This window comes from Leptospira gomenensis (assembly GCF_004770155.1).
Classification (GTDB): domain Bacteria; phylum Spirochaetota; class Leptospiria; order Leptospirales; family Leptospiraceae; genus Leptospira; species Leptospira gomenensis.
Window position 1 is genome coordinate 194,670 of the sequence record NZ_RQFA01000010.1, and the last position, 12,721, is coordinate 207,390.

A 12,721-nucleotide genomic window follows, 5' to 3' on the forward strand; every position below is an offset into this window, starting at 1 on the left:
CGATTTTGTCTTTTTATCATTCTCCAATGTGTATTTATGCAATGATATCTCGAAGAAACAGGACATTTAAATTAAGATTTGTTTTTCTTTCCGCCGATTCGACTAATCTACAGGGAGAAAATCGTCGAAGGCTCGATCGGTTGTATAGTTCCGTTTATGGAAAGTATTTTCAAAGAAGCAAGACTCAAACGCAGGATTTTATTTCCGGCTATAGGAATAATTCCGATTTTAATGATCGGAACTTTCGTGTACGAGTCCTGGCAATTACAAAACGAAATTCGACAAGTGGTCCAAATGCGCGCTCGTGTTCTCAAGGATTATTTCAGTCGGGTCAGCAGTCAGGCGAAGGCCCTCGGTTTTTCCATGTCGGATTATCTTTCCAGACACGAACGTTCCGTTTCGGAGATTCGGATTCGGGAGAGAATTCGTTCGTATCCGGATCGGAATTTTTTCGAAGTGGCCGACCGGGAGCAGGACACGGATCCGTATCGATTTATTTCCGGTTCTCTTACCGGGGAAGGATCGGGTACATCCCTTCCTGAAACCTCGATTCGGGAAATGGAAGCCGCCTTGAGTTTAGAAGGTCAATTTCAAGCGCTTACGGATTCGGAAAGTGAAGTGCTCTGGGCGTATTATATGTCCATTCAAAAGTTTATTTATCTCGCGCCGAAGACCGACGTTTTGAAGGTTCACTTTCAGGAAACGTTTTTTCAAGCTCCGTTTTGGGTTTCCGCTTCTCCTGAAAAAAATCCGGAACGAAAACAGGTGATCACGGATCTTTATGACGATCTCGCCGGAAAAGGTTTTTTGATTTCGGTCTCTCAGCCCGTTTACTTTCGAAATCGTTTCGTAGGCGTTGCCGCAATCGACATCGGACTCAACGCGATGCGCAGAATTTTGGAAACGGGTGATTGTCTCGGAGAAAGTATGCTCATCGCCGAAAACGGCAATATAGTCGCGAAGGCAGGAGATTTGATGTTGGGGGATCGCCCGTTTCCGTTCGCGATCGACGGCTCGTTCGAAGTAGGCGACATCGTCAGAAAGGATTGGGCGTATTGGACCTTGTACGAGGTTCGTGAAGGAGAAATTCACCTCGTTCACAAAATTCAATTGTCGGAATATATTAAATTTATAATAGAGAGACTCCTTCCTTTTTGGGGGTTGGTGCTTACGCTCGCAGCGGTTTGTCTTTTATACGTAAAACTCAGAGCCTCTATGTATCAGGTTTATCAATTGAGTCACACCGATCCTCTTACCGGAATCACGAATCGGAGGGGATTTTTGAAATCCACTCAACGATCGCTCTCCGCGGGAAAACGTCGCGGAAAAGCCTGGAGCGTATTGATGATCGATATCGATCATTTCAAACAAGTAAACGATCGTTACGGCCATGGAACCGGGGACAGAATCCTGAAGGAAGTCGCGGATACTCTTTTCAAAAGCGTCCGCAAAACGGATTTCGTTTGCCGTTGGGGAGGAGAGGAGTTCGCCGTTTTTCTTTCCGGAACGGCACAGGAAAGCGCCCGTGAAATCGCGGATCATCTTCGTACGGAAATCCAAGGGCGCGTCCGTTTGGAAGACGACGTTTCGATCACGATCAGCGTGGGCGTCGCCCAAGGAAGAGGAAACGATCAATGTATCGAATCGGCTTTGGGACGTGCAGACGAAGCCTTATATCAAGCCAAAGCGGGCGGTAGAAACAAGGTCTGCGAATACGAGTTGGTAAATTTCTGATTGGATCGGTTCCGATTTTCGCCGACTTTCCGAACGAATTCCTAGAGAAATACAAGCGTTTTGTTACAACGGTCCGAGACGGAGGGATGCTTAGGATCTTGAATTCATCCGCGTTTCGTTTTTTCATAAATTCAAAAACCGTAATATCTCACCCAAGACACGGAGCTCGACCGATCACCTTATAGATTGGAGGGACTTACTTCCCTTTCCGGTTTAAGATCTTTTTTGTAGAAGGGAACCACTCTATTACATTGAATCTATCTGGTCCGATTGGCTCTCATCGACCAGATAGACGTTTTTCTTTCGTTTACCTTAATGTTATGAAATTCGAATTTTAAAAATTCGGAATAAACGAAAGTAAAAACGAGACTTCGGTTTCCGGAAACGTTTCCGATTAAAACGCTCCTATATCTCCATGACACTGGGTCTATTTGGTTAATCTGCATTCGTTAACCAAGTAGATTTTTTTTTGATTTCGTCGCGTTCGATTTTATGCGATTCAAAAAAGAAGGGCAGGTTGCCCTGCCCTTTAAACGAAGGGAGTCATTGAGGATAAAAGCCGCTGGATCGTTTGCTCTTATTTTGCGCCTGTTGACCGTATTCGCGAGGATCCGCGGGTCTTCGCCATTCATTCCTCCGTAGAGATCCATTTGCGGAATTCTCTCGGGGATTTTCCCGTAAATTTTACGCAAGCCCGATGAAAGGAAGAAGCGGAATTGAATCCGCTTTCGAAAGCGATTTGTAGCAGGTTCATATTCGTTCTGTTTTTCAGATTTCGTTTTACGTCTTCGATACGATTCATGTTCAGAAAATCCGCGAATTTCAAGGACATGTGTTTGTTTAGATAATACGAAGCCTGATGCGTCGATAAACCTAAGTAAGAAGCGAAATCGGGAAGCCTCAACTCTTCGTCCGCGTAACCTCTCACCTGAAGAAAAGCGTTGATCCTTTCTTCGATTCTTGCCAATTCGATTCCTTCCAAAATGTTTCTTCCGGATTCAGATTCGATTTTTTCCTCATCCTCCGAAAGAATCGTCTGAGAAACCGGAGGAACGATTTCTTCGATTCGTTTTTCATTGGTAGAAGGTTGGAATAAAAAGGGATAGATCCTTTCCAATACGGATACGTACCCGATCATAATTCCCGGAATCAATTCCGAGATCAAAAGTAGTCGGGTTTGGTTCTGGATCGTCCCGATCAGATCCAAAATCAGGGAAACACAAATCATAAACGTAATGAACGAGAAGTTATAATACAATTTCTGTTTTCCTAAAATTTGAATCGTACGTACGGACCAAATTAAGGTGAATACCATAAGAAGAATTCCCAGAGAATCGCATAAACTGATAAAGACGGTGCCCGGTATAAGATACGAGACCGCGATCGTAATCGGCAACACGGGTAGTTGTCGTTTGCAGTATTGCCAGGGATTCCGCAAGTTTTCCAGAACATAAAGATTGCAGATGAGAAGAGCAAAACACGCGTATAACACCAGACCGAAATAAACTCCTAAAAACAGAGGATTTTGTAACGGTCTCGGATCGATTTCTTGAGGGAAAAACATCCGGTTGTTAAACAACAAAAAGATGCTGACGCTCAAAAGTATCGTCGCGTAGGCTTTGTTGAACTCGTGATTTCTACTTTCATAAAGTCTGGAAATCGCCATGACGATGCCGGTTCCCACTCCGGTTGCGTGTGCGTACAAAAGATTAAAGTCCGAAAATACGGAGTAAGAGAGAACTTCGCCCACTGTGATGAGATCCTGCATGACGTTCTCCTTAATTGGATTCGGAAACTTTAGATACGAACGTCCGTAACATTCTGATTCGGCCTGAAGACTGGAGACCGGTACGACGGAAAAAATTTCTAAAACTTGGAAGAATCATGATTTGATATATACTCCTCATTATTTTTTTGCTTATCAAATCATATCGTATCATTCTCCGCTTTTCGCGTCGTCGGCATATATAATTGGAATTCGTAAAATTATAATTTTACGACATTCTATTTTGGGATATTTATTTAAAACGAAATTCCGGCATCGAAACGGATCTTCTATTCTTTAAGATGAGGAACTAGGATCGGTCGCATTGTCCGCGCTTCTTTGCAGACACGTTGTTACTTTTGAATATAAATTATTTGTAGGAACAATCAAAGAATTCGAAGTCCATTCCCCTTCGGAACGGAGATTCTTTTGTACGATTTTTACGTTAGCTTGCGTTTTCTTGCGGAGGATGACCCGTGTCGGTCGGACGCCGGAATAACTTCGGATAGGATTCTCGAAAGTGTTTCGGGGACATTCCTGTTTCTTTTAAGAACGCTTTATAAAAAGAAGAGTTTGAATTAAAGCCAACTGCAATTCCCACGGAAATAATGGATCGACTCGTATCTTGCACCAACATCGTCTTCGCTTCTTTGATACGAAAACAATTGATGTAATTGTTGAAGTTCATTCCCAGATGATTGTTGAGAAAATGAGAAAGCTGATGAACCGAAATTCCCAATTCGTCCGAAACGTCCTTGAGACGGATTTCCTCGTCCAAATAGATCCGTTCTTCTTTGACTACTTTCTCCAATTTCTTTGTGAGTTTGTCCGTATCGATATCGTGCAAAATAGAACGTTTTAACGCGCGTTTTACGGGCGGTTTGGCGGGGGGAAGGGAGAGAAAATCCAGCATATCCGGATAAACAAGAGTCATAAAATAATAGTAAATTACTACAAAGGTGGTGTGGACCCCCGAGAAAAGCGTCAAAACGGGCTTTTGAAGGACGATTCCCAAAATTTCAAACGGAGCGCAAATCGAAATCAGAGCGATCAAAATCAGGAGAATGCGCACCCGAAATTTGAAAAATTCGTCCGGTTTGGCGATAAACGCGTCGCAAACTACGATTACAACGTAAACGAAAACATACAAATCCGAAACAAATAAAAAGAAATCGAATTCTTTTCGATCGGACGCTTCATAAAAGGTTAAGATCGGAATCGTCAAAATCAAAGGCCCGAGTAAATGCCAATAATAGATCCGCGGTAGAGTAGGATAACGCCGGAAAACCATCGTAGAAACGAGGAAAACCAACGTGCCGCTGGTCGTCAGAGCCACTGTGTCCAATACGAAAAGAATTTTACGCAGCCAAAGGATCGATATCAAGTTCAGACTGTATACATCGATCGACTGAAATACGGCCGCGCAAAGCAAAATCAAAGCAGCGAAGTAATCGATCTGTTTTTTCGCTTTGATCAGACTCCCGATCCCGAGAATGAATGCGAAAACTGCTCCAAACCGAATCATCAGAAGGAGCATATCTTCATTGATTATGAATTCTAAATTATTCCACATACAATCAGATTTCGTTTTGAAACGGAACGTTCGGTTCGAACGAATTCAAAAAACTAATTTTAGTAAAATCAAAATACTTTGATTTTCTATTTTTGCAAATCATAAAATTTATACGATGATGATTTCTAACCAAAGACAGAGAAATCAAAATTATAAGTGTGTAACTTACGTATATAGAATTGTTTTCGCTCATACGAAACGAATTTGATCCTTGATAAAACGGTTTTCACTTCCTTCGGATTAAAAAATTTGCAAAGAGTGTTCTTGTTTGTCGTTAAAATGAAATCTTCGCTTTCGTTTTTATGAATATTAAAAGATATATAAACGTGAATTTGACCTGAAATGTTTCTGTTTATAATTTAAAACTAGCTAGTTTTAAATTATATGAATCATTCTTTTTATTTTATGCGAACGGATCTATTGATTCCGACATACGCGTTTGTGAAGTTTCGATTCTTCGTTTTCAATTTAGGAATCTACGAATCCTCAATTTTTCCGAAGCGGTTTCGGAGCGCTCTTCTTCTAAATCTTGTTTTAAAGAGAAAGGTTCGTTTTAAAAATTGAAAGGAAGCACCTCGAAAGACGAATTCGATAACAAAATCAACAGTTAAATCGGGGAAACCGTTCGAAAACGGAGACTAACGTTTCGGGGATGGTCGTTTTGCGTTCGTTAGGCGGGGGAGATGGAGGCGTGGCTGCGATTCCGTTCGAATTCATTTCGTATCGGAAAGGATTCGTTTCCGTTTCTATTTTTGGTTTCGGTCGTGTTTTTCCCCGTCGCGGAGAAAAGGGATTTCTCCTTTTTTGAGATTCTACTTTTATTTTCTCCGTTCTTCAGATTTTTCCGTTCGTAAAAAGTTCCTAGAAATTCAGTAGAATGTTATATTCAAAAATTTTTACATACTAAAAAATACAAAGATCATACCTTTCTATAAATTAAACGGAATCAAAAATTATGAAAGTTATTTAGGTTATAAAATGAAAAGAAACATAAGAAAGATCTATTACAATAGTCACATGCTTTTTCAATTTCAAGATCTTTCAATTGAGACTGATTCCGGAGCGGCTCCTAATTTCAGTTACGCGTTGTACAGTTTTGAAGGGCTTTGTCTTTATGCAGAGCAAAATTATCTCAGTTTGTTGAATTCAGATATCAAATTGAAAAAGTCCGTGGATCGTTTTATCGACTACGGAAATATCCATTCCAGCGTTTCGGGTCATAAAAAAAACAAAAAAGACAAACGTGTTCAGCTCATTGTACGGGCACAAAAACGTAAAATTTATAAAATCGATTTCGAAATGAACCACCGGAGCCGCATTTTTTTGGTCCACATTGAATTGATTCCGGAAGACCCGATTCAAGACGAAGGATATCCGACGCAAAAATTCGGTTCTTTGAAAGACGCTTTGCTTCGTTCTTTAAAACTCGAACGGACGTATTTTTATCTTTTGAACGTAGATATCTACAATCATCCGTTTTTGTATCGATTTGAAAATCGGATTTATGAAGCGGTTTTTTTGGATCTTAGAACCGAATTTCTTACGATCACCAACCGTCAGAACGCCTGTTTTCGAGTTTCACCCAATCAGATTTTTTTCTCTTATCAGATCAATAAACCCGATGTGGATATCAACTGGATTCCTTCGAGTTTAATTTCTTATATGAAAAATACGGTTCGAGTAGGGGAATACGAATTCAATCTCAAACTTTCCATCGGGGGTTATCATACTCCGGAGGCGGACACGAGTCCGAGAAAAATTCTAAAGGAACTCAAATTGAATCTGGAAAAAGCGAGGGCGTATCCGTTCAGTCGTTACTCGACACAATCCCACAACGATTCTTCCAATATGATTTCGATCTATTTGGCTCTACGGAATTCGGTTCAGAAAAAAGAATTAGAAATGTATTATCAACCGATTCTTTCCGCGAAACATAGAACGGTTCATTCCTGCGAGGCATTGACCCGATGGAGAAGTCCGGAACAATCCATGGTCAGTCCGGAAATATTCATTCCTCTTGCGGAGGAATCCGGGTTGATCAGTTCGATCGGTGCCTGGGCGATTCAAAATGCACTTAAGGATCTGATTTATATAAAACATCACCGTCTTTTGGACCCCGATCTTTTGATGTCGATCAACCTTTCTCCGTTTCAATTGAAAAATCCGGAATTTGCGGATAACTTCATCGCGTATTTTTTACAGCTCAATTTGAATCCTCATTCGGTGGTTCTGGAGTTAACGGAAAGTCGTTTTGAAGAAACTCCTCCGATCATCGAACAGATGCGGATTTTGAAACAGTTCGGGTTTCAGATCGCGATCGATGATTTCGGAATCGGTAATTCCAATTTTTCCAGAGTGGAAAAGATCGAAAGCGATTACGTAAAGTTGGATAAAAGTCTGATTTTGGGGGCGGATACGAACCATTCCAAACGGGGGGTTTTGAAAGCGATTTCGAAAGTGCTTTCCTCTTTGGGAAAACAAACGGTTTTTGAGGGAATCGAAAATTCTATCTTAGAAAAAATCGCTCTGGATTGCGGCGCCGATTTTCTCCAAGGGTTCCATTATGGAAAACCGATGAGTTTGACGGAATTAAAGGAATCCTATTCTTCCCGATTGCACTGATCGTTCTTGTTTGCGGAGAATTCGTTTTTCGGACGAAACACCGAACTCGAAATCGAAGGAACCTCCGGAATGAAATCGTTCTTCCCTTTGGATCGTTTTTCTTCGTTTAGAAGATTCGAACAGATTTCAATTCGACGACCCGGCGCAGATAAATCTTCGATCCACGGATAAAGAAAGTATTTTCCGTACATTCTGTTTCGTATCTGTACTATCGATTTGTAATACGATCGAATTGGGATCGATTTGTCTCGGTTATCGGATTGGGAAAGAAAATCATTTTTCTACGTCACATCGGTTGAAATTCCCGTTTTTGGAACTCTGTTTGATTGAATTCATATCGAAAAACTACTCTGACGAATAAACTGTTCCTTTTATAGAATGGATGGAACGATTTTTCGAATTCGATAGAATCATCGTATGCTTAGGATCGTTTCCGGATCGATTGAATTCAGAAAATCGTATATTCTAAAAATATGGATTACTGCAATCGTTTGTTTCTGGATTTCGAATTGTGCCCGTCCGAAAGAGCTTCCTATAGATTCCTCCACAAACGGTTTGTTTTTGAATCTGATCGCTTCCGAAACGAGTCGGATGTTTGCGGATTCTTTTGAGCAGGTTCCCGTTTCCGTAGAAGAGGGAGTCTCTCAAAATCTTTCGATCGATACTTCTACCTTTTCTCCGTTCCATGGAATTTTATATATTTCCGAAGAAATCGTTTCGCCGATGAGCCCGCTTCAATTTGATACGCAGGTTTCTTCTACATCTTCTTCCACGATCCAAGTGAACGTGTTTGCCGCGTCCGATCCGAATTGTGACGAAGAGGAACACATTCTCCGTTTGACGAATGAATTTCATTCCTTGGTGGGAAAAATTCGTGTTCGAGTTTTGGAAACGGATCGCTGTGTTTTTTTCGCAGACGCAGAACATTCCGGATATTCGGGGGACTTAGGCGGAATCGCAGGAGCCGACGAAATCTGCGAAAGAGAGAAGAGCGAGTTTTTACCCGGATCCGCTTCGGAATACAAGGCATTGTTGCGGATCAATCTTCCCGATACGAGAAGACCGGCGAACGCGGCTTCTTCCCAAACAAGCGTGGATTGGCCGATCCGAAAGAATACGCGTTACTTTTTACATTCGAATGACCAGGACCGAATCGAATTTTTATTATCCACCGCTTCCGAAGCGATTCCCGGCGACGCCTCCGGAATTTTTGCGATTCCTTTTACCGCTTCGATTCCCGAGGCGCTTGCTCCGAATCCGAACACTCTTTGGTCCGGTTTTGAAAGCCCTAATTTCGCAAACGGAAGTTGCTGTAATACTTGGACGAGTGGAAGCGGGAGTAGCACAGGGCTTTTTCTAAACGCGACGTTTACGAGTTATCATTCGTACTGTTCTATTCGTCGTTCGATTTTGTGTATTCGGTTATAAGGAAAAAAATATGGGTAAGCAAATGCAGGTCAGTAATCAATTCGTGACGTATCACATAAACGGAAACGAAATCAAAGCGATGCTGATTAACCTTTCGGGTTTGATCGACAATCGTTCGATTCTCAGCGTGCGGGATATCATCCTTTCGATTTTGGATGATTTTTCTGGAATTTACGTTTTGGATCTGAATAAGATCGAAAACGAAGAGTTTATCAATCTTACGAATTTCAGAAAAATGATTTCCGATGCGGTCCGAGTCAATCCACATTGTGTGATTCTTTCCGAATCCAGAAAGTTGGAACTGTGGATCGAAAACTATTCCATATTCAACGGAACGTATTTGGCAAAAAGCGAATCCGATCTTTTGCAGGTTTTCCAAGAAAAATTATCGAACGATCCCATCTCGGAGAGTTCTTTGCATATTTCTGGAGAAGCGGATATTCGTTTGCATTTGGATTATCTTGTGGAAGACAAACGTTGAAGCCGGGAAGATTCGTCTTTTCGGCGGGGGTTTCGGTCGGTGCTCCCTGATTTTGCGATCGAACTCGATTCGATTTTCTTTTGCGAAGAAATCAACAGCCGCTTCCCCGGAACTTCTTTGTTTTCATTTCAAAAACTCCGATCCTTTCGAGGAATTTTAATTTCTCTTTTTTGCCCGCATCGAACTTCGTGTACGCCGATCGTCCTCCTAAGACTCGATACGATCGGCGTTTTTTGTTGTGGGGAAAACGGAATGTTTTCCGTAAACGCAGTTTAGTAAGTCAATCCCTTATCCGCTGCCGCGTCCAAATCGATCATCATCGGAATCAGTTTATCCAAACGGGTCAGCTCGAATATTTTCGCGATCGACTGAGGTATGGAATAGACGATCAATGCTCCTTTTGCTTCCTTCATCAATCTTGCCTGAGTACTGATCAATACGGCCAGCCCGGAAGAATCGATATGCGTAGTGGAAGAAAGATCCAAAAGTAAAACCCGGCTTCCGTCGTCGATCTTCTGGTTGAATAAATCCTTCAACTTTTTAGACGAGAAGATGGTGATCTCGCCGGTCGTTTTGACGATCGATATATGCGGTTTTAGAAGATGATTTACGTGAGAATTCGAAATACTTTCGATCGATAAATCGTTTGCGGATGTGTTGTTTTCCATTGTATTTTCCTAAAAATTGATATTCATTTTCATTTCGATTTTTTGACCCCTTTCCGAGTTTCGATGGTAGTCGGGAGGAACGGTACCGGAAGACGGCGCAATGCCGGAATCCTGTAGAAAATAGGAAATCGTGACGGGAAAGCTAACGAAAACGGCGTTGAGCGCATAGCTAAAAAACAACGAAATCAAAAACATCTGATTCAGCGTTTTGTGTTTTTCGAATTCTCCGGTGTCGCTTTGGGACCAAAGCAAGGATCCGTCGTTTTGCGGTATGAGAACGGGGGCTCCGCTTTCTGCGCGTTTTGCCTCCATAAATTCGTAGACGGCTCCTGCCGCGAAGAACGCAGATACTCCCAAATGTGTATATCCCGTTTTAGAATGTCCTAACTTGGTCAAATAATATCCGGGTATCAAATAATCCCAAAATTCAAGCTGGATCTTCGGTTTGATTTCTTCCGGCCCATTGTCGTAGGTGATCGATTCGATTTCTTTTATATCTAAAAGGGAAGGGCCGTCTTCCGATTTTTTTTTCATCAGAAGGGAGGTTTCATCCTGAATGGAAATTCCCTCTCGAAAGGTTTCACCTTGTGTGGATCGGATCGTAAACGTAAATCCGCTGGCGGACAACTGCCCTAAAAGTTTTTGTGAAGCGGATCGGATCCTGATTTTTTTGAATTCGTTTTTAGACATACGTAGGTATCTGTTTCCCGCGTCCATGTAATAGACGGTATTCGGATTGAATTTCAACAGTTTGAATCCGCAGACTTCCTCGTTCCCGTTCTGAAATTGGATACAAAGTTCGTTTCCGGATTCTTCCAAGAATATCTCCGCGATTTCCTTTTTGGAAATCTTTTGATCCCGACCGTTCGTCACAACCGTGATATGATCCGCGAGAGGATCGTTTTCCTTGAGATCCCCGTCCACTACTTCTCCGTTTTTGAGAAGAATTCTATGGGGTCGTATTTCCGTCGCGAGAAGGAAACATAACAAAACGGGAATCAAAATTCGTTTCATGGGCTTAACTCGATGCTTACGGAGGAAGTCAGTTTGATTTTTTTTCGATTTTGTTTTTCGATCAACGTTATGGATTGATCCTCTTCTATAATAGCCTTGGAAAATCGGATTTTCTGCGTTCCGGTTACGAAATACAAGTTCGCGTTTCGAGTTGAGTTTTTGGACAAAGAGATCGATTCGATCGTATAAGTGGCCAACGTGATCGGGAAATGTGAGGAAAAAATTTTGGTTTGATCCCCGTCGATTACGATTCGTTTTCCGTAAGCGGGAAGATCATTTCCGGTTCGGATTTCTATGAAATTTCTCGCCTGCGCCTTGATTTCGTCCTCCGCCTTTTTTAAAAACGCGTTCGACTGATCGAGGACCGATCGAAGGTTCGGATCCGTAATCGGAGTTTTTTCCTCACTCGTTTTGGAGATCGAATCGCCGTTTTCCGAAATCGGTTTTAACTTTTCGGCGGAGGCTCGGATTTCCCGCGCTTCTGAGACGTCTCCGAGTCGTTCCGCGTTCCGATCCGAAATTCTCGCAACTTCACTTCCCGCGTTGTAGTAATGTCCCAACATCAAAAGTCTTCGATTGGCTTTGATCGCGATTTCCTTGTCGATTTCGGAAAACGCAAGGGCCGCGTATTCGGTGATGGCGTTTTTTTGATTTCCCGTTTTTTCCATCGAATACGCGCGGATGTATTTCATTTCCGCGGTATCGATCGGCGTTTTGGAGAATTCCTCCAAAACCTTCGCGTAATTTCCTTTGGCGAAATACGCTTTGATTCTTGCCTCGGGGGAATTGAAATTTTTTTCGATCTCCTGCGCGTTTAACTTCGATCTCCGGATGATTTCTTTGAGAATTTCCGCGTCTCCGGCAAAGCCGCCGTTGGGATTTTGTTTTTGTAAGATTTCCAAATCGGAGAGTGCGAGATCGAATTCTCCCTGGGCCGCGAGACAAAATGCCTGGTGCAACAGAATGAATCCGCTTTCTTCGCTTCCTTTCGAAAAGAGCGGAAGGGCTTCCGCATACGACTGATAGGCTTCCTTGTAGATTTGATTCCGTTCGAGTTGAAACGAACGTTCGAGGATTCCGATTTTAGAGGAATCGATTTCGAATCGGATCGGCGGTTTGCCCGTGGCCAGTCGAACCCCGTTGATGAGAGCGCCTCCCAGGTTTTGTAGAAAATTCGTTTGAAATACGTTGCGACGTCCGGAATCGATGAGGGAACTTTGTAGATTGTTCAGACTCATCTCCGCTTTGAGATTGTCCTTGTTGGAAAGAATACTTTCGAATTTCGTGCGCAAAACCTCGCTGGAAAAGGAGAAGTTGAGCACCTTTCGTTTTTCGAGAATCACCTTGAGCTCGAATAACTTCGTATCGAGTACGATCAAACCGAACGCTACGATGAGTAGAAATCCCAGGATCGCGATCAAAAAACTTTTTTTCAT

General features: G+C 42.3%; 9 protein-coding genes. 4 read left to right on the forward strand and 5 right to left on the reverse strand.

The window, feature by feature from the left end; genetic code table 11:
• The first annotated feature begins 231 nt into the window (after positions 1-231).
• Positions 232-1,734: a sensor domain-containing diguanylate cyclase gene (locus tag EHQ17_RS02065; RefSeq protein ID WP_425460666.1), complete on the forward strand. Its 1,503-nt coding sequence runs from the start codon at positions 232-234 to the stop codon at positions 1,732-1,734.
• Positions 1,735-2,362: 628 nt separating this feature from the next.
• Here the strand turns inward: EHQ17_RS02065 and EHQ17_RS02070 are convergent.
• Both EHQ17_RS02070 and EHQ17_RS02075 read right to left on the reverse strand, forming a co-directional pair.
• A complete protein-coding gene (locus EHQ17_RS02070) occupies positions 2,363-3,502 on the reverse strand; it encodes a helix-turn-helix domain-containing protein (protein ID WP_135595008.1) in 1,140 nt (379 codons plus the stop codon).
• A gap of 442 nt (positions 3,503-3,944) precedes the next feature.
• Positions 3,945-5,072 (reverse strand): helix-turn-helix domain-containing protein, encoded by a 1,128-nt coding sequence (locus EHQ17_RS02075; RefSeq protein ID WP_135595010.1) that lies wholly within the window; start codon positions 5,070-5,072, stop codon positions 3,945-3,947.
• 1,017 nt (positions 5,073-6,089) lie between these two features.
• Here EHQ17_RS02075 and EHQ17_RS02080 point away from each other — a divergent pair.
• The 3 genes from EHQ17_RS02080 (at position 6,090) to EHQ17_RS02090 (ending at position 9,603) form a co-directional block, all read left to right on the forward strand.
• Complete coding sequence (locus EHQ17_RS02080) at positions 6,090-7,694, forward strand: EAL domain-containing protein (RefSeq protein ID WP_135595122.1); 1,605 nt, start codon at positions 6,090-6,092, stop codon at positions 7,692-7,694.
• Between the two features lie 417 nt (positions 7,695-8,111).
• Complete coding sequence (locus EHQ17_RS02085) at positions 8,112-9,122, forward strand: DUF1554 domain-containing protein (protein WP_135595012.1); 1,011 nt, start codon at positions 8,112-8,114, stop codon at positions 9,120-9,122.
• A gap of 79 nt (positions 9,123-9,201) precedes the next feature.
• Complete coding sequence (locus EHQ17_RS02090; RefSeq protein ID WP_135595124.1) at positions 9,202-9,603, forward strand: hypothetical protein; 402 nt, start codon at positions 9,202-9,204, stop codon at positions 9,601-9,603.
• Positions 9,604-9,875: 272 nt separating this feature from the next.
• Here EHQ17_RS02090 and EHQ17_RS02095 read toward each other — a convergent pair whose 3' ends face one another.
• From EHQ17_RS02095 to EHQ17_RS02105, 3 genes are read right to left on the reverse strand one after another with little or no spacing between them, the layout of a single operon-like run.
• Positions 9,876-10,271 (reverse strand): STAS domain-containing protein, encoded by a 396-nt coding sequence (locus tag EHQ17_RS02095; protein ID WP_135595014.1) that lies wholly within the window; start codon positions 10,269-10,271, stop codon positions 9,876-9,878.
• 9 nt (positions 10,272-10,280) lie between these two features.
• A complete protein-coding gene (locus tag EHQ17_RS20055) occupies positions 10,281-11,285 on the reverse strand; it encodes an LB_137 family protein (protein WP_135595016.1) in 1,005 nt (334 codons plus the stop codon).
• Positions 11,282-12,721 carry a hypothetical protein gene (locus EHQ17_RS02105; RefSeq protein ID WP_135595018.1) on the reverse strand — a complete coding sequence of 480 codons (1,440 nt, stop codon included), beginning with the start codon at positions 12,719-12,721 and terminating at the stop codon, positions 11,282-11,284. The genes EHQ17_RS20055 and EHQ17_RS02105 overlap by 4 nt, the downstream gene beginning before the upstream one ends.